Annotated in this window: 14 protein-coding genes; 11 read left to right on the plus strand and 3 right to left on the minus strand. The window is 60.3% G+C overall.

All coding sequences use genetic code 11. From position 1 onward, the window contains the following. The first annotated feature begins 29 nt into the window (after window positions 1-29). The 4 genes from ylqF to KP004_RS06135 all read left to right on the plus strand — a co-directional run bounded on the left by ylqF (window position 30) and on the right by KP004_RS06135 (window position 5,837). Window positions 30-944, plus strand: coding sequence for a ribosome biogenesis GTPase YlqF (ylqF, locus tag KP004_RS06120; protein ID WP_216801476.1), 915 nt, complete (start codon window positions 30-32; stop codon window positions 942-944). 34 nt (window positions 945-978) lie between these two features. Continuing rightward, window positions 979-2,757, plus strand: coding sequence for a transporter substrate-binding domain-containing protein (locus tag KP004_RS06125; RefSeq protein WP_216801477.1), 1,779 nt, complete (start codon window positions 979-981; stop codon window positions 2,755-2,757). After that, window positions 2,754-4,169 (plus strand): sigma-54-dependent transcriptional regulator, encoded by a 1,416-nt coding sequence (locus tag KP004_RS06130; RefSeq protein ID WP_216801478.1) that lies wholly within the window; start codon window positions 2,754-2,756, stop codon window positions 4,167-4,169. The genes KP004_RS06125 and KP004_RS06130 overlap by 4 nt, the downstream gene beginning before the upstream one ends. A gap of 336 nt (window positions 4,170-4,505) precedes the next feature. Further along, window positions 4,506-5,837 carry an anaerobic C4-dicarboxylate transporter gene (locus tag KP004_RS06135; RefSeq protein WP_216801479.1) on the plus strand — a complete coding sequence of 444 codons (1,332 nt, stop codon included), beginning with the start codon at window positions 4,506-4,508 and terminating at the stop codon, window positions 5,835-5,837. Window positions 5,838-6,162: 325 nt separating this feature from the next. Here the strand turns inward: KP004_RS06135 and KP004_RS06140 are convergent, their stop codons facing one another. Continuing rightward, window positions 6,163-7,035: a bifunctional 5,10-methylenetetrahydrofolate dehydrogenase/5,10-methenyltetrahydrofolate cyclohydrolase gene (locus KP004_RS06140; protein ID WP_216801480.1), complete on the minus strand. Its 873-nt coding sequence runs from the start codon at window positions 7,033-7,035 to the stop codon at window positions 6,163-6,165. A gap of 432 nt (window positions 7,036-7,467) precedes the next feature. Here KP004_RS06140 and KP004_RS06145 point away from each other — a divergent pair, with 432 nt between their 5' ends. The 7 genes from KP004_RS06145 to KP004_RS06175 all read left to right on the plus strand — a co-directional run bounded on the left by KP004_RS06145 (window position 7,468) and on the right by KP004_RS06175 (window position 14,265). Further along, window positions 7,468-8,013 (plus strand): helix-turn-helix domain-containing protein, encoded by a 546-nt coding sequence (locus tag KP004_RS06145; RefSeq protein ID WP_216801481.1) that lies wholly within the window; start codon window positions 7,468-7,470, stop codon window positions 8,011-8,013. Window positions 8,014-8,032: 19 nt separating this feature from the next. After that, window positions 8,033-9,229, plus strand: coding sequence for a saccharopine dehydrogenase family protein (locus KP004_RS06150; RefSeq protein ID WP_216801482.1), 1,197 nt, complete (start codon window positions 8,033-8,035; stop codon window positions 9,227-9,229). A gap of 24 nt (window positions 9,230-9,253) precedes the next feature. After that, window positions 9,254-10,384, plus strand: coding sequence for a carboxynorspermidine decarboxylase (gene nspC, locus KP004_RS06155; RefSeq protein WP_302467685.1), 1,131 nt, complete (start codon window positions 9,254-9,256; stop codon window positions 10,382-10,384). A gap of 42 nt (window positions 10,385-10,426) precedes the next feature. Next, a complete protein-coding gene (speA, locus tag KP004_RS06160; protein ID WP_199390540.1) occupies window positions 10,427-12,334 on the plus strand; it encodes a biosynthetic arginine decarboxylase in 1,908 nt (635 codons plus the stop codon). A gap of 238 nt (window positions 12,335-12,572) precedes the next feature. Then, window positions 12,573-12,767 (plus strand): GSU3473 family protein, encoded by a 195-nt coding sequence (locus KP004_RS06165; protein WP_216801484.1) that lies wholly within the window; start codon window positions 12,573-12,575, stop codon window positions 12,765-12,767. Window positions 12,768-13,015: 248 nt separating this feature from the next. Further along, the gene (locus KP004_RS06170) at window positions 13,016-13,624 is read left to right on the plus strand and encodes a YceI family protein (protein WP_216801485.1); all 609 of its coding nucleotides are present in this window, start codon (window positions 13,016-13,018) and stop codon (window positions 13,622-13,624) included. Window positions 13,625-14,037: 413 nt separating this feature from the next. Beyond that, window positions 14,038-14,265 carry a hypothetical protein gene (locus tag KP004_RS06175; RefSeq protein ID WP_199390537.1) on the plus strand — a complete coding sequence of 76 codons (228 nt, stop codon included), beginning with the start codon at window positions 14,038-14,040 and terminating at the stop codon, window positions 14,263-14,265. 85 nt (window positions 14,266-14,350) lie between these two features. On the opposite strand, the gene ldhH is transcribed toward KP004_RS06175, so the two are convergent. Both ldhH and KP004_RS06185 read right to left on the minus strand, forming a co-directional pair. Continuing rightward, on the minus strand, window positions 14,351-16,486 hold the full coding sequence (ldhH, locus tag KP004_RS06180; protein WP_216801486.1) for an L-lactate dehydrogenase (quinone) large subunit LdhH: 2,136 nt from the start codon (window positions 16,484-16,486) through the stop codon (window positions 14,351-14,353). Continuing rightward, window positions 16,483-17,034 carry a LutC/YkgG family protein gene (locus KP004_RS06185; RefSeq protein WP_216801487.1) on the minus strand — a complete coding sequence of 184 codons (552 nt, stop codon included), beginning with the start codon at window positions 17,032-17,034 and terminating at the stop codon, window positions 16,483-16,485. The genes ldhH and KP004_RS06185 overlap by 4 nt, the downstream gene beginning before the upstream one ends. Window positions 17,035-17,472: the final 438 nt, after the last annotated feature.

Consider the following 17,472-nt stretch of genomic DNA (forward strand, 5'->3'; position numbering starts at 1 on the left):
TAATTTTTTGGATTGCCAAGGAAATGTAGATGACGATTAGATGGTACCCCGGCCACATGAGCAAAGCGCTCGAGCAGATCTCGGAGCTGGTCCGCAAGATCGACCTGATCATCGAGGTGCTCGATGCCCGCCTTCCGTATTCCAGCTCCAACCACCTGCTGGAGCAGGTGCGCCGGAACAAGCCCTGCATCAAGGTGCTGAACAAAAATGATATAGCCGACCCGGCCGCGACCAGGGCCTGGGTGCAGCACTTCCAGAAGAACTCGGGCGTGCGCGCGCTGCCGCTGGTGGCGAAGAACATCCCGGAGGTGAAGAGCCTGGTGAAGCTGTGCAAGCAGCTGGTGCCGCACCGCGGCAATCCCGGCTACCCGATCCGCACTATGGTGGTCGGCATCCCCAACGTGGGCAAATCGACGCTGATCAACACCCTGGCCGGAAAGAGCATCGCCAAGGTGGGGGACCGCCCGGCGGTGACCATGCGCCCGCAGCAGATCCCGCTCAACAACGGCATTCTCATCTTCGACACCCCGGGCCTGCTCTGGCCCGCGATGGACGACCAGGGGGGCGCCTACCGTCTCGCGGCCAGCGGAGCTATCGGCGCCAACGCCCTCGACTACACCAACGTAGGCGTTTTCGCGGCCGCCTACATGATGCGCCGTTACCCCGAGCTGCTGAAGGAGCGCTACAAGCTGGCCGAGCTCCCGGAGACGCCGTATGAGGTGGTCGAGGCGGTGGGGCGCTGCCTGGGCTGCATCATGAGCGGCGGCGTGGTCGACGTGCACCGCGCGGCCGAGACCTTCCTGCGCGAGCTGAGAGCAGGCAAGGCGGGGCGGATCAGTTTCGAGGAGCCCGGGACCCCGGAGGATGTGGAGGCTGAGCTGCTTCGTTTCGCCGGCATCGAGGTAGGGGCGCAGCACCAACAGGCACCGACTGTGCCGGATTAAGACCATGAACGACCGTCCGCTTCGGACCAGCCGCATGCACACCGGACCAGCGCGACTCCTCCTCGCTCCATGGCAGGGGAGGGGAAGCCTGCTCCTCGCCCTCGTCGTCCTCTGTTTTCTCGCCGCTCCCTCCACGCTCCTGGCTGCCGCTGATGTTGCAGCCGCACAGACCCGCACCGTCGTGGTCGGTGGCGACCGGGACTATCCCCCCTATGAGTTCATCGACCGCTCCGGCCAGCCCGCGGGGTACAACGTCGACCTGACCCGGGCCATTGCCGAGGTCATGGGGATGAAGGTGGAGTTCCGTCTGGGGAGCTGGGCCGAGATGCGGGACGCCCTCCAGTCCGGGCGCGTCGACGTGCTGCAGGGGATGTCCTACTCAACGGAGCGCTCCGACGAGGTCGACTTCTCTGTGCCGCACGCCGTGGTGAACCACGCCATCTTCGGCCGTAAGGACAACCCGTCGGTCAACTCCCTGGAGGAACTAAAGGGCAAGAGTGTCGCCGTCCATCGGGGCGGCATCATGCACGACTACCTGATCAGGCAGGGACTGGGGGGGAAACTCACCTTAACCGACACCCCCGCCGACGCCCTGCGCCTGGTCGCCTCGGGCAAGATCGAGTACGCCGTGGTGGCCATCGTCCCCGGCATGTACATGATCCGGGAACTGAAACTCACCAACCTGGTGCCGGTGGTGCGCAACGTGGCCAGCCACCGCTACTGCTACGCCGTCGACAAGGGGAACGCGGTGCTCCTGTCGCGCTTCAACGAGGGGCTCGCCATCCTCAAGAAGACCGGGCAGTACGACGCGATCCACAACAAGTGGCTGGGAGTGGTTGATACCACGCCGATCGACTGGTGGACCATCGTGAAGTACGCCGCGGTGGTGGTCGTGCCGCTGTTCCTTCTTTTGAGTGGCTTCGCCCTCTGGTCGCGGACGCTGCATCGGCAGGTGGCCCTTAGAACGGCGGACCTGACCCGGGAGATCGCGGAACGGCGCCAGGTCGAGGAGGAACTGCGGCTGAACCAGCAGCAGCTGGTACAGGCTGACAAGATGGCTGCCCTCGGGGTGCTCGTTTCCGGCGTGGCGCACGAAATCAACAACCCCACCGGCATCATCCTCCTTGAGGCCCCGATCCTGAAGCGCTTCCACAGCGACGCCACCAAGATCCTGGAGCGCTACTACGAGGAAAACGGCGACTTCACCTGCGGCGGACTCCCTTACTCGCGCATGCGCCAGGAAGTGCCCAAATCACTGGCGAAGATCCAGGACGCCGGCAAGCGCATCAAGAGGATCGTGGACGACCTGAAGGATTTCGCCCGTCAGGACACCACCGGGGGCAATGAGGTCATCGACCTCAACACCGCGGCCCAGGCGGCGGTCAGGCTGGTGGAGCCGACCATCCGCAAAGCGACCCGCAACTTCAGCGTCGGTTACCGCAAGGGGCTACCCCGCGTGCGCGGCAACCGGCAGCGGCTCGAACAGGTGCTGGTCAACCTGATCCTGAACGCCTGCCAGGCGCTTCCCGACCCGGAGCGGGGCATCGAGCTGGTCACCTGGCATGACGCCTTCCGCGACACCGTGGTGGTCAGGCTTCGCGACGAGGGAACCGGTATCGCTGCAGAGCACCTGTCGCGCCTGACTGATCCATTTTTCACCACCAAGCAGGACCAGGGAGGGACCGGGCTCGGGCTCTCCGTCTCAGCCGGCATCGTCAAGGAGCACGGCGGCACCCTGGAGTTTCAATCCGACGGCAGTGGCACCACGGTCACCCTGACCCTGCCCGCCTATCACAAGGAGGTTGACGCGTGACCGAGACCCTCTACCCCGATTTCGGCGTCCTGTTGGTCGATGACGAACCCGACTGGCTCGGTTCCCTGACCCTCACCCTGGAAACAGCCGGGGGGATCAACAACATCACCACCTGCAGCGACAGCCGCCAGGTGCTCTCGATACTGGAGGAAAAGCGGATCGGTCTGGTCATGCTCGATCTCACCATGCCGCATCTCTCCGGCGAGGAGGTGCTGGCGCAGATCGCGGAGCGTTACCCGGACACCGCCGTGATCATCCTGAGCGGCCTGAACCAGCTGGAGACGGCGGTGCGCTGCATGCGCCTGGGCGCCTTCGACTATTGCGTCAAGACCGACGAGGAGGAGCGCATCGTCGGGAGCGTGTTGCGGGCGATCCGGATGGTGGAGATGAGAAGCGAGTTCCAAGAGGTGTCGAGCCGCCTGATTTCGCGCGAGCTGTCGCACCCGGAGGCGTTCTCCGCCATCGTCACCGGGGACCGCTCCATGCTCGACGTCTTCGCCTACATCGAGGCGGTGGCCAAGAGTCCGCAGCCGCTCCTTATCACCGGCGAGAGCGGGGTAGGGAAAGAGCTGATCGCCCAGGCCGTGCACCGGCTGAGCGGTTGCCGCGGCAAGCTGGTCACGGTGAACGTGGCGGGATTGGACGATACCGTCTTCGCCGACACCCTGTTCGGCCACGTGCGCGGCGCCTATACCGGCGCCGACCAGGCCCGGCGCGGCATGGTGGAGGAAGCGAGCGACGGGACCCTCTTTCTGGACGAGATCGGCGACCTCAGCATCCCGTCCCAGGTGAAACTGCTGCGGCTACTGCAGGAACGCGAGTACTATCCGCTCGGGTGCGATCTGCCCAAGCGTCTCAAGGCGCGCATCATCGTGGCGACGCATCAGAACCTTTCGGCGAAGGAAGGGGAAGGAAAATTCAGACGCGACCTGTACTACCGGCTGCGCACGCACCGGGTGCAGATCCCGGCGCTCAGGGAACGGCGCGGCGACATACCACTTCTCTTGGATCACTTCCTGGCGGAGGCCGCCGAGGCGCTCGGGAAGAAGAAGCCGACGCCCCCCAAGGGGCTGGCACAGTTTCTCTCCACCTACAGCTTTCCGGGCAACGTGAGGGAGCTGAAGGCGATGGTGTTCGACGCGGTCAGCGTGCACCGCGACCGGATGCTCTCCATGGACAGCTTCGTGAAAGCGGTCGAGTCCGCGCAAGCCGAGGCGGGGCCCTCCTCTGCGGCTCCCCCGAAAGAGAATCCCTTCAGCGGTTTCGACGAGCTCCCTACCTTCAGCGATGCCGCCGCTTTCCTGGTCCAGGAGGCGCTGGCCCGCGCCAACGGCAACCAGACCCTGGCCGCGAGGCTCCTGGGGATCTCCCAGCCGGCCCTCAGCAAGCGGCTCAAGATGATGCACTCCTGAAGGCTTCCCCCCTCCGCCTCGCCCCTCCTGGGGGAGGTGGTTTATGCGTCTCATGAAGAGGCATAACCTTCGGTTATAATGATAACCACGCGTTATACTCTTCGGTAAGTGGTTGATTTTGTATATTTTTTCTGCTCTTCATGTGCAATGCCATAGCCTCAGGTTATGGCATTTTTTATTGCCCGTTGCCGGGATGGAGGAAATATATGCAGTAGTTTCAGGTGTTTACGATAGAAGTGGATCTTGGCATCAAGCCTGCTCTACCACGGTTAAATAACGAACGCGAGGCCATGACGGCCTCGCTCAAGCTAACCAAGAGCAACATAGGAGGTTGTCATGGCAGCGATGTTCTGGATCCAATTCATACTCGTACTCGGCGCGGTGCTGATAGGTATCCGCAAAGGCGGCGTGGCGCTCGGGCTTATCGGTGGCCTCGGCGTTTCGGTGCTGGTGCTCGGTTTCCGCAGTGTCCCTTCGGAGCCGCCCATCGCCGTCATGCTGATCATCCTCGCGGTGGTCACGGCTTCGGCAACCCTCCAGGTGGCGGGTGGCCTCGACTACCTGGTGCAGTTGACCGAAAAACTGCTGCGGGCACATCCTAAATACGTGACCATACTGGCCCCGCTCTGTACCTTCTTCCTGACCGTCTGCTGCGGAACCGGCCACGCGGTCTACGCGCTGCTGCCGGTCATCTCCGACGTCGCCATCAAGACCAAGATCCGTCCGGAGCGCCCCATGGCCATTTCCAGTGTCGCGTCCCAGATGGGGATCACCGCAAGCCCGGTGGCAGCCGCGGTCACCTTCTTCCTTGGCTTCGCCGCGAAGGCCGGCCATCCGGTGACCCTGATCGACATCATCTCCGTCACCATGCCTGCCGGGATCATCGGCGTGCTCGCCGCCGCGGCCTGGAGCTTCAACCGCGGTCTCGACCTCGACAAGGACGCCGAATTCCAGGCCCGCCTGCAGGATCCCGAATTCCGCAAGGGGCTCGATGCCGATGTGACCACCCTCGACAAGAAGATCTCCACCGTCGCCAAGGTTTCCGTTGCGCTTTTCTTCGCCGGCGTCGGCACCATCATCCTCATGGCAAGCTGCCCGTGGCTGCTCCCGCTGGCCGCTGACAAGAAGCCGATCCCGATGACTACCGTGGTGCAGTTCATCATGCTCGCCTACGGCGCCTTCATCCTCTTCGCCGCCAAGGTCAAGGCCAAAGACATCGCCCACTCGAGCGTCTTCATCGCCGGCATGATCGCCGTCGTCTCCATCTTCGGCATCGCCTGGATGAGCGATACCTTCATCAGCGCCAATAAGAAGTACCTGGTCGACAACATCGGCATCATGGTCAAGATGGCCCCCTGGACCTTCGCCATCGCCACCTTCTGCATCTCCGCCTTCGTGAAGAGCCAGGCTGCGACCCTTGCCATTACCCTGCCGCTGGGGCTGGCCCTGGGGCTGCCCATCCCGCTGCTTCTGGGCCTCATGCCGGCAAGCTACGCCTACTTCTTCTTCGCCTTCTACCCGAGCGACCTGGCCGCCATCAACATGGACCGCACCGGCACCACCAGGATCGGCAAGTACCTCCTGAACCACAGCTTCATGATTCCGGGCTTGATCGGTGTCGGCGTCTCCACCGTTGTCGCCTACACCATCTCGCAATTCATTTTCTGAGGCGATTAACAGGGATAAAAGGGATGACGGCAGGATAAAAAACACGTGCTGTTACAGAAAAAGGGTCCCGGCGGAAATGCCGGGACCCTTTTTGTTGGGCCTAAATCCCCCTTTGCGAAGGGGGATTTAGGGGGATTTGCTTTAGGTTAGGGAGAGGCAAATCCCCCCTGTCCCCCCTTCGCAAAGGGGGGAACTCCAGTTCGACTGTCTTGCCTGCCGCTCGACACCGCAGATTCTACGAAATTCCCAGATGGATGTTCGCGAAAGGGGGAGCGGCAGGTAGAAGTTGAACATTGAACGTTGAACGTTGAACGGGTTCTGCCTCTTATGCGAGTTCGAAGTTGTTCTGGTAGGCGGCGAGCGTGTTGATCATGAGCGCGGCCACGGTCATGCGCCCTACGCCGCCGGGAACGGGGGTGATCCACTCGCACTTGGGAGCGACCGCGTCGAAAGCGACATCACCGACCAGCTTGCCGTTCTCCAGTCGGTTGATGCCCACGTCAATCAGGGTCACGCCCTCTTTCACCATGTCGGGTGTGACAAAGCCCGGAATGCCGACGGCCACGATGACGATGTCGGCGCGGCGGGTCTCGTCGAGCAGCAGTTCGCGCGGAGTCTCGATGTGGGTGAGGGTGACCGTTGCGTTGCCGATGTCGAAGTCGTTGGAGAGCATGATGGAGATCGGTTTGCCCACGATGTTGGAGCGCCCGATGACGACGCAGTGCTTGCCGGCAACCGGCACCTGGTAGAACTGCAGCAGCTTGCAGATGCCGTAGGCGGTCGCGGGGCGGAACGCCTTCTGCCCCAGGGCCATGCGCCCGAAGTTGGTGGGGTGGAAGCCGTCGATGTCTTTCTCAGGGGAGATAGCGTTGATGACGCGCTGGGCGTTGATCTGCTTGGGGAGCGGGAGCTGGACGATAACGCCGTCGGTGGAGTTGTCCTCGTTGATCTCGGCGATCAGGGCCAGGAGCTCCTTTTCGGAAACGGTTTCGGGGAGGCGGATCAGGTTGCTGTCGAAGCCCGAGAGCGCGCAGGTGGTGATCTTCGATTTGACGTAGGACTCGCTGGGGGCGTGGTTGCCGACCAGGATCACGGTCATGTGCGGTTTTCTGAGCCCCGCGTCGACGTGGCGCGCGACCTGCTTGGCGATGCCGGCGATCAGGCTGTCAGCGCACTTCTTGCCATCTAAAAGGTTCATGCTGTTTCCTTTTGTCTGCAGTGTAAAGGGGACAGGCACCTGCGGAGCCAGTCCCCTGGTGCTTGAGTGTGAAAGGGGGACAGGCACCTGTGGAGCCAGTCCCCTAGTGAGTAGTAACACAAAAAAAGTCACGGCTCAACAGCTAGTTAGCGTGAACCGGTATACGTTGACGGTGTTTCAGCAGCCGGCGCCGGCTGCGGTGTGAACCTTCTGGTGAACCTCCCGGCGGCGTCATCCGTATACGGCATATCGGGATGCACTGTCGTGTAAACCGGTGCCAGATTAGCCACTTGCCAAAACCGCCAAGATTAATGAAAGTTAAATGTTAAACAGGAAGTATACCATTACTAAACTTTTTGTTGACAAAAATCCGGCAACGCAATACATTGCCAAAATACAAAAGGTTTACTGTTACTAAACCGGGGAGGACACTTGAAAATCGGTGAGAGGTTGAAGAGGCTCAGGATGGCCAATTCGCTGACTCAAGAGGAGCTGGCCAGCCGCGCCGATCTGACCAAGGGCTTCATTTCGCAGCTGGAGAACGACGCCACGTCGCCGTCGATCGCGACGTTGAAGGATATCGTGGACGTGTTCGGCATCAGCATGCAGGAGTTCTTCAGCGAGGAGGTCGACCAGGACATCGTGTTCGGAAAAGATGCCCGGGTACAGGCGACGGACGACGGCGACAGCGTCAAGGTGGAGCTCCTGGTGCCGGGGGCACAGAACCGGGAGATGGATCCCGTGCTGGTGACGCTCGATCCCGGCGGGGAGATGGACGAACAGCCCATCCACGAGGGCGAGGAGTTCGGCTTCGTCATCTCCGGCAAGGTGCAGTTACGGCTGGACGACAAACTCTATACGGTCGACAAGGGGGAGTGCTTCTATTTCTCTTCGGACCGCAAACATGCAGTCAAAAATGTAGGAAAGAGCGCTGCAAAGCTGCTCTGGGTCGTGACACCCCCAACGTTTTACTATTGAAAAGAGGAGAGCAAGTCAAATGAGCAAAGTATTGATTATCGGTGCAGGCGGCGTAGGTGGGGTTGTTACCCATAAGTGTGCTCAGGCAACCGGCGTGATCACCGGCATTACCCTCGCTTCCCGTACCGAATCCAAGTGCCGCGCCATTGCGGACCAGATAGAGTTTCCCGTCGCCACTGCTCAAGTGGACGCCGACAACGTGCCGGAACTGATCGAGCTGATCAAGCGCGAGCAGCCCAAGCTCGTCATCAACGTGGCGCTGCCGTACCAGGACCTGACCATCATGGATGCCTGCCTGGCCACCGGTGTGGACTACCTGGATACCGCCAACTACGAGCCCCTCGACACCGCGAAATTTGAATACAGCTGGCAGTGGGCCTACCAGGACCGCTTCAAGGAGAAGGGGCTCATGGCTCTCCTCGGCTCCGGCTTCGATCCGGGCGTCACCAACGTCTACACCGCCCTCGCCGCCAAGAAGTATCTGGACGAGGTGCACGAGATCGATATCATCGACGCCAACGCGGGCAACCACGGCCAGCCCTTCGCCACCAACTTCAACCCGGAGATCAATATCCGCGAGGTGACCGCTGCCTGCCGTCACTGGGAGAACGGCGACTGGGTCGAGACCGATCCCCTTACCACCAAGCGCGTCTTCGACTTCCCGGACGGCATCGGCCCGATGAACATCTACCGCATGTACCATGAGGAGATGGAGTCGCTGGTGAAGCATATCCCGACCATCAAGAAGGCGCAGTTCTGGATGACCTTCTCGGACAACTACCTGAAGCACCTCGAGGTGCTGCAGAACGTCGGCATGACCCGCATCGACGAGGTGGAGTTCAACGGCCAGAAGATCGTGCCGCTGCAGTTCCTGAAAGCTGTGCTGCCGGATCCGGGGAGCCTCGGCCCGCTCACCAAGGGGCGCACCTGCATCGGCGTCATCGCCCGCGGCATCAAGGACGGCAAGCGCAAGCAGGTCTACATCTACAACATCTGCGATCACGAGGCGTGCTACCGCGAAGTGAAGAGCCAGGCGATCAGCTACACCACCGGCGTGCCGGCGGTCGTGGGCGCCATCATGATGCTGACCGGCAAGTGGCGCGGCGAAGGCGTGTTCAACATGGAACAGTTCGATCCGGAAGCATTCATCGAAACTCTGGGGCCGATGGGCCTTCCCACCGTTGTAGTCGACGGCGGCGACTGGGCGGAACTGTAAGTGACCAAACTGCATGTAGAAGAAATGATGCAGCTTGCTCCCTCGCCGGCCTTCGTGGTCGACCTGGGGCGGCTGCGCCACAATCTGGCCATACTTGACGAGGTGCAAAAGCGCAGCGGCGCCAAGATCCTTTTGGCGCTGAAGGCGTTTTCCATGTGGAGCGTGTTCCCGATCATCGCGCAGACGCTGCACGGGATCTGCGCCAGTTCGCCGTGGGAGGCGCGCCTTGGTCGCGAGGAGTTTGGCAAAGAGGTGCACAGCTTCTCTGCCGCCTTCAAGGAAAGCGACGTCGCGGAGCTCCTTACCACCTCCAATCACCTGGTGTTCAACTCGTTCAACCAGTTGGAGCGCTTCCGTCCCATGTGGGAGCGGTACGCCGGCCGTGTCTCCATCGGTCTGCGCGTGAACCCCGGGCACTCCGAGGGGCACACGCCGATCTATGATCCGGCCGCGCCCAAGTCGCGCCTGGGCATCCTGCGCTCCGAGTTCGACGGCAAGTCCCTTGCCGGCGTGGAAGGGCTCCACTTCCACACCCTGTGCGAGCAGCTCTTCGAGCCCCTGGAGCGGACCTCCAAGGTATTCGAGGAGAAGTTCGGACAGTATCTGCCGCAGATGAAGTGGCTCAACCTGGGGGGCGGGCACCACATCACCCGTGAGGGGTACGATGTCGATGCCCTGGTGGAGTTGGTGCGTTACTACCGCGAAAAGTACGACCTCGAGGTCTACCTGGAGCCGGGCGAGGCCATCGCCATCGGTACCGGCATCCTGGTTTCCGAGGTGCTCGACGTGGTGCACAACGAGGCGGATATCGCCATCCTGGATGTCTCGGCCACCTGCCACATGCCCGACATCCTGGAGATGCCCTACCGTCCCGAAATCCAGAACGGCTACCTGCCGGGGGAGAAGGGGCACGACTACCGCCTGGGTGGGCCGTCGTGTCTTGCCGGCGACGTCATCGGCGACTGGTCCTTCGACCACGCACTTGTACCGGGCGAAAAACTGGCGTTTCTGGATATGTCGCACTACACCATGGTCAAGACGACCACGTTCAACGGCATTCAACTGCCGCATATCTGTACCTACGAGCCGCAGACCGGGGAATTGCGCGTGGTGCGCAGCTTCGGCTATGAAGATTTCAAGAACCGTCTGTCGTGATGACTGTCAACATCCCACTTTGCTGAACATGGTGAACTGAACATGGCTAAATGGACCATCAACGATTCCTCGAAGATCTACAACATCGATAACTGGGGCGCCGAACTCTTCTCGGTCAACAAGAAGGGTAACGTCTGCGTGCACCCGACCCCCAATTCCAAATACTCCATCGATCTCAAGGTGCTGGTAGACGACCTGATCAAGAGGAAGATCAAGCCGCCGATCCTCCTGCGCTTCATGAACATCCTGGAGGGGCGTATCGCCTCGATCAGCCGCGTGTTCAAGAACGCCATTCACGACAACAACTATCCGGCCAAGTACCAGACCTTCTACCCGATCAAGGTGAACCAGCAGCGTCAGGTGGTCGAGGCTATCGCGAACTTCGGCAAGAAGTACAACATCGGCCTCGAGGTCGGCTCCAAGCCGGAACTGGTGGCGGCCATCTCCATGGTCACCGGGAGCAACCTCCCCATCATCTGCAACGGCTACAAGGACACCGAGTTCATCGAGACCGTTCTCTTCGCCACCCGCGTCGGCTACGACATCACCATCGTGGTGGAGAAGCTGTTCGAACTGGAGAAGATCGTCGAGGTGGCCAAGCGCACCGGCATCACCCCTAAACTGGGTATCCGCGTCAAGCTCTCCTCGAAGGGAATCGGCAAGTGGTCCACCTCCGGCGGCGAGGACGCCAAGTTCGGTCTGCGCATCTCCGAGATCATCGCGGCCATCGACATGCTGCGTGAGAACGGCATGCTGAACACGGTGAAGCTGCTCCACTTCCACGTAGGGAGCCAGATCACCAAGATCGACAAGATCAAGAACGCTCTGATCGAGGGGACCCGTATCTACGCGGAGATGAGAAAGCTCGGCGTGGACCTCGAGTTCCTGGACATCGGCGGCGGCCTCGGCGTCGACTACGACGGCTCCAAGTCGAGCTACTTCTCCAGCGTCAACTATTCGCTGGAAGAGTACGCCAACGACGTCATCTACCAGGTGAAGAACATCTGTGACGACGCCGGCGTCCCGTGCCCGAACATCATCTCGGAATCGGGCCGCGCCACCGTCGCGCACTACTCGGTGCTGATCACCGACGTCCTGAACAACAACACCCAGACGCTCATGCCGGACTTCGAGTTCATCCTGACCGAGACGGAGAAGCTTTCCCCGACGGTCAAGAAGCTGGTCGACATCTACAAGAGCATCGACAAGCACTCCCTGCGCGAGGACTATCACGACACCATCCAGCTGATCCAGGAGTCGGTGAGCCTCTTCAACCTGGGCTACCTGAACATGGCCGAGCGCGCCAACGCGGAGTGGATCTACTCGAAGATCATCAGGAAGATCAACTCCATCGTCGAGAAGATGAAGCCGATCCCGGACGAGCTTCAGAACTTCCAGCTGAGCCTGAGGCAGACCTACTTCGCGAACTTCTCGCTGTTCCAGTCCATCCCGGACTCCTGGGCCATCGATCAGCTTTTCCCGATCGTCCCGATCCAGCGCCTGGACGAGAAACCGGACGTGCTCGCCTCCATCGCCGACATCACCTGCGACTCCGACGGTGAGATCACCAGCTTCGTGGGCGAAAACGGCAGGACCAAAGCGCTGCCGCTGCACAAGATCAAGGGGGACGAGCAGTACTACATCGGCTTCTTCCTGATCGGCGCCTATCAGGAGATCCTGGGGGACATGCACAACCTGTTCGGCGATACCAACGCGGTGCATATCACCTTCAACAAGAAGACCAACTACAAGATCGATACGGTCATCACTGGCGACGCCACCTGGGAGAGCCTGAAGTACGTGCAGTATGACGCCCAGGAGATTCTGAAGCGGGTGCGCAACAACCTGGAGAAGGATGTCTCGCTGCAGAAGGTATCCATCGAGGAGAGCAGCCACTTCCTGGAACTGCTGGACAAGACGCTGCAGTCCTATACCTACCTGGGAGAGTAGTCCCAGCTTTTTCTTAAAGTTCGTTTTATCGCTGTCGATACGGTACAGGGGAAAGCCAAATGGTTTTCCCCTGTTACTGTTTCAGGCCCCTGGATGCCGGAGGCAGTTAATGGTTGTTAATGTCTTAAGATTTGGACTTTTTTAGTAACTTGTGCTAAAGTTTTGAGCCGGTAGCAACAGGTAGCGCGTCGTTGCAAAAAATAGATTGCGGCATGCATCTCGAGCTATGGAGGACATAATGCTTATTCAAGTGAGCTATGACGACAACAAATACGACTACGTCAAAGACTTCATGCTGGAGAAACTGATCCAGTCCGGCACGATTTCCAGTTTCAGGCGCAGGTCGGGATGGGTCCGCATCGGCGTCGATCCTGTTCGCACCCAGCGTCGCGAAGGGTACCATGGCGTCGAGAGAAGGGGCGCCAACGCCTGATTCGACCCGATGCCTCCATTTCCGGTACGAGGTCGCCCGCTGCCTGACCAAGCGTTCTTCGCCGGTTTCCGCTCAGTTCCCTTCAACCTTCTGAAATCCCTCTATTCCAGGCACGGCCGCAGCCGTGTTCCCATCACCCGTGACGCTATTCTTCTTGTCGACAAACCGGATCTTAATGGTATGATTGTGGTGCTACGCGATATCATATCGTCGTTTGGTTTGACCAAGTGACACACAGGAGGATAACGATGATCAGATTGACAGCGGCCAGGGTAGCCGGTTTGTTCACGGCAGCGTTTCTTTTTGCAGCGCCTGTGCTTGCCTCAGCTGCCACATGGAACATAGACCCCGATCACAGCAGCATAGGTTTCAAGGTTCGGCACTTGATGGTATCCAACGTCAAGGGGGTGTTCGGCAAGGTCTCCGGTGTGGTCAACATCAATGACAGCGACCTCGCCAAGTCCTCGGTCACCGCGACCATCGACACGGCATCCATCGATACCGGCGTCGCCAAGCGTGATGCGCATCTAAAAAGTCCGGACTTCCTTGACGTGGTCAAATTTCCAACCATGACCTTCGTTTCCACCGGGGTAACCAAGGGGAGCGGAGGCAACTTCAAACTGTTGGGCAATCTCACACTGCACGGGGTTACCAGACCGGTGGTCCTCGACGTAGAGGGACTCTCGCCTGAGGTGAAGGACCCGATGGGGACCTTCAGGCGCGGCGCCACGGCCGGCACCACCATCAACAGGAAGGACTTCGGTCTGACCTGGAACAAGATGCTGGAGGCGGGAGGTGTCGCGGTCGGTGACGAGGTTCACATCAACATCGAGGTAGAGATGACCAAGGCCAAGTAGGCCGCAGCAGCAGGGACAGGCTCCGTCAGGTGCCTGTCCCTCTAGCGGAACGCTCCTTTCTGCTTCAGCCGTCTTCCATAAGCACCAAGGGGACAGGCACCTGGCGGAGCCAGTCCCCAGTTGAACAGCGGCCGCATGTGGCGGTTATACACCCCTGCGATGGGAGGTAGTCGTCGTATTTTCAGTACGTTGGCCTCAGAGGGCAGGTGCGGCGGCCTGCAAGTGGGGGGCTGGGTGTATGAAAAAAACATACTATCGGCACCGTCTCCTGATTGCGCCATGGTGGAGGATGATTGGTAAAACTGTGTGATATCAGGGTCTTGTGCTGGTCTCCGCGCAGGTTCCATCTCTGGCATGGATGATGCTCTTCATGAAGCCAGCAGGCTAACAACCGATCCTAAAAGGAGGATGTCATGAGAGCGAAAGCACCTATCACCTCGATCATCGCAACAGTCGCATCGGCAACGTCGGCTTTTGCCGCTAACGGTGCGCAGGCGGATGAGCCTGGCATCCTTGTCTGGGCTTTCATGGGCTTTGCCGCTGTCATCGTCGCGGGCCAGATGGTTCCCGCAGCCATGCTGGTCATCGGCGCGGTGAAGGCGCTGTTTGGCAAACCGGAGGCTGCCAAATTGAAGGCGTAACAAGGATGTGGTAGTAGTCCGCTGTAACGAGAAAAGCCGCTCTTTCGAGCGGCTTTTCCTTTTCCGGTTCTGTAGTTCTGTTACCTCAATCTTTCAGTCGTTCCGCCAGCAGTTCGGCCGTGTGCTTCACCCGCACGGGCGCCTCGTCCTGATCGAACCCGCCGCTGATCTGCAGCACGCATCCCGGGCAGTCCATAGCCACCAGCGGCGCCCCCGTGTCCTTGATGTTCTTCAGCTTCCTCTTCAGGATCGGCGCGGAAATCTCCGGCAGCTTCATGGAGTAGGAGCCCCCCATGCCGCAGCACATGTCGCACTCGAACATCTCCTCGACCTGGTAGCCCGCCTGCTGCAAAAGCTCGCGCGGCTGCTCCGACACCTTGAGCGTCCGCTTGAGGTGACAGGAATCGTGGTAGGTGATCTTGCCGAGGTCCGCCCCTTCCTGGAAGCTCAGGCGCCCTTCGTCCACCAGGCGCTTCACCAGCGTGGCGAGATCGACGGTCTTCTCGGCGAGCTTGCGCGCCTTGTCCAGCCACTCGGTCCGTCCGACCGCCTCGAGCGTCTTGGCGAAGTCGTGGGCGAGCGCCACGGTACAGGTGGGGCATGCGGAAACCACGTACTGGGCGTCCTGCTCCAGGAGCGCCTCGATGTTGTCGGCGGCGTTCTGGGCCGCGACCTCGTAGGCGCCGCTGTAGAGAGCGGGCGCGCCGCAGCAGGTCTGCTCTTCAGGGAAGATCACCTCGATCCCTGCCTTGTTGAGCAGTTTCACCAGTGCGACCCCCGTTTCCGGATAGGCGAAATCGATCAGGCACCCGGCGTAAAAGACCGCCTTCTCCTTCCCCTTGGGCTGCTCGATACCGGCGTAGAGGTCGCGGAACGGTTTTTCGGCGATGGCCGGGAGGCTGCGACCGTCGGTCAGTTCGGAAAGAAACAGCGGCAGGTGACGGATGAACTTTCCGGAGGTGAAGGGCTTGCCGGCGACCGAGGCTGCGCGCAGCATGCCGTGGAAGAACTTCCGGTTGTTGACCACGCTGAAGATCGCCTTCTGCACCAGGGGCTGTCCCTTTTCCAGTACGAGCCTGCGGCGGATCTCCATGATCATCTCGGGGATGTCCAGCTTGCCCGGGCAGACCTGGGTGCAGTTGCCGCACTGGATGCAAAGCCCCTGGATCTCCTCGGACTTCTTCAGTTCATCGAACCAGGCGGTGAGGATGGTGCCGATGCCGCCGGTGTAGACCTTGCCGAAGACGTGTCCGCCTACCAGGCGGAAGATGGGACAGACGTTGAGGCAGGAGCCGCAGCGGATGCACTGCAGGGCCTGCTTGAACTTGGGATCCTTGGCCATCTCGGTGCGCTGGTTATCCATCAGGATGATGTGCAGCTCTTTCTCGGAGCCGTCATCGTTCTGGGTGGGGCCCGTGATGATGGAGACGTAGCTGGTGAGCAGCTGCGCCGTGGCGCTCCGGGGGAGCGCGTCGAGGATCGGTACCACCGTTTCGAACTTTTCGACCAGTTTCTCGACGCCGACCAGAGCCACGTGAATGCGGGGCAGGGTGGTCACCAGGCGCGCGTTCCCCTCGTTGGTCACCAGGACGATGCTCCCGGTTTCGGCGACGGCGATGTTGCCGCCGGAGATGCCCAGGTCGGCTTCCAGGAACTTCGGGCGCAGTTCGTTTCTGGCCACCTTGACCAGGCGCGGGATGTCGGTGTCCAGCCGCTCGTTCACCTCCTTGCTGAAGATGTCGGCGACCTCCTCCTTGGTCATGTGGATGGCGGGCATCACCATGTGGGACGGGGTCTGGCCGGCGAGTTGGATGATCCATTCTCCGAGGTCGGTTTCCGCCACCGCGATCCCTTCTTTCAACAGGGCCTGGTTCAGGTGGATCTCCTCGGTGGCCATCGACTTCGATTTGACCACGTTCTTCACGCCGTTTTCGCGTGCCACCTTGAGGATGTACTGTTTCACTTCCTCGGGATCGCGGGTGCGGAACACTTTGGCGCCCAGTGCCTCGGCGTTTTTGCGGAAGGTTTCCGCAACCTCGTCCAGGTGGCAGGCCGCCGCCGACTTCGCTTCGGCGATGCGGCCGCGCAGTTCCTCGAAATCGATACCCTCGTAGGCCTTGGTGCGGTTCACCTTGTACGCTTCCGAGAACTTGCCCAGCGCGCCGGTGAGGTTGGCGTCGTTCAAAGCCCTGTTGATGCTTGCCTTGAATTCATGTTTCATCTCTGCTCCCCTCCCAACTCGTCAACGAACAGTACGATCAGCCGCTCGGGCCCGTGCACGCCGATGGTGAGCACGCGCTCGATATCGGCGGTGCGGCTGGGGCCGGTGATGAAGGCTATGTAGCGGCTGGTTTTCGGATTGATCCGGGCGAAGAGGGCGGTCTTGTCGGCGACGATGTTGCCTGAAGGTACGAGGGCGATGTGGATGCCGGTCAGTGCCGATGCCAGACGTTGGTCCGGTGCTGCCTGGTCCTGCACCAGTGACCCCGTATCGGCCACCGCGAAGGACATGTCGCTGATGCCGACCTTGGCCTGCGCCGCGCGCTCCCTGGTCACCTCGAAGCCGAGCCCGGGAACCCCGGCCAGCGCCTCCTGGCCTACCGCCTCCAGGAAGGGTCCCTTGGCCCAGACCGCGTAGCTGCCGGGAGCTTCGGCAATCCCCTCTTGTTTTAAAAATGAGAGGACGAATTCGACCGCGTCATTACAGGTGCCGACCCGGTGCACTTCCGCCCCGACCCCGACTGCCCTGGCCTTAAATTGCTCGTACATAGCTGTTCTTCCTCCATCACTTTTGGCATTACCCTCTGCACCGTCGGGCAACTTCATGAGAGTCGCCGTTTGATCAGGGTAAAGCTGTTTTAAATCCCTTGGAACCTGTTCGATTTTTCTGTCATACGTTCGTTCGGTAAAGTGGATCCCAGGTATATGATAAAAAAGATATTACCATAAGGCCAAAATATCCTAGTTCAAAAAAAGACCTGAGTAAAGCCATTTATATAGCGTATGCAAAATAACTTGACACTGTTCTGAAAAGGTGGTTAATTGGCCTTACCAAAATGTATAACTTGGTTTGATTGCCCTGTTCTCCGCATTTCATGCCGTGGGCGTCAGCTAGCAGGGGCCGTTGCCGAACCGATTCCACTTCAATTGAGATAGCCAATTTTTTGCCGCCCATACCAGCATCACGAACCAAAGGAGAACTACAGT

The organism is Geomonas oryzisoli, from assembly GCF_018986915.1.
Taxonomy (GTDB): Bacteria; Desulfobacterota; Desulfuromonadia; order Geobacterales; family Geobacteraceae; genus Geomonas; species Geomonas oryzisoli.

What these genes read in the sequence shown, in the direction of transcription:
- ylqF (WP_216801476.1), top strand. Translation starts at nt 30, where the DNA reads ATGACGATTAGATGGTACCCCGGCCACATGAGCAAAGCGCTCGAGCAG.
- KP004_RS06125 (WP_216801477.1), top strand. Translation starts at nt 979, where the DNA reads ATGCACACCGGACCAGCGCGACTCCTCCTCGCTCCATGGCAGGGGAGG.
- KP004_RS06135 (WP_216801479.1), top strand. Translation starts at nt 4,506, where the DNA reads ATGGCAGCGATGTTCTGGATCCAATTCATACTCGTACTCGGCGCGGTG.
- KP004_RS06140 (WP_216801480.1), bottom strand. Translation starts at nt 7,035, where the DNA reads ATGAACCTTTTAGATGGCAAGAAGTGCGCTGACAGCCTGATCGCCGGC.
- KP004_RS06150 (WP_216801482.1), top strand. Translation starts at nt 8,033, where the DNA reads ATGAGCAAAGTATTGATTATCGGTGCAGGCGGCGTAGGTGGGGTTGTT.
- nspC (WP_302467685.1), top strand. Translation starts at nt 9,254, where the DNA reads ATGATGCAGCTTGCTCCCTCGCCGGCCTTCGTGGTCGACCTGGGGCGG.
- speA (WP_199390540.1), top strand. Translation starts at nt 10,427, where the DNA reads ATGGCTAAATGGACCATCAACGATTCCTCGAAGATCTACAACATCGAT.
- KP004_RS06165 (WP_216801484.1), top strand. Translation starts at nt 12,573, where the DNA reads ATGCTTATTCAAGTGAGCTATGACGACAACAAATACGACTACGTCAAA.
- KP004_RS06170 (WP_216801485.1), top strand. Translation starts at nt 13,016, where the DNA reads ATGATCAGATTGACAGCGGCCAGGGTAGCCGGTTTGTTCACGGCAGCG.
- KP004_RS06175 (WP_199390537.1), top strand. Translation starts at nt 14,038, where the DNA reads ATGAGAGCGAAAGCACCTATCACCTCGATCATCGCAACAGTCGCATCG.
- ldhH (WP_216801486.1), bottom strand. Translation starts at nt 16,486, where the DNA reads ATGAAACATGAATTCAAGGCAAGCATCAACAGGGCTTTGAACGACGCC.
- KP004_RS06185 (WP_216801487.1), bottom strand. Translation starts at nt 17,034, where the DNA reads ATGTACGAGCAATTTAAGGCCAGGGCAGTCGGGGTCGGGGCGGAAGTG.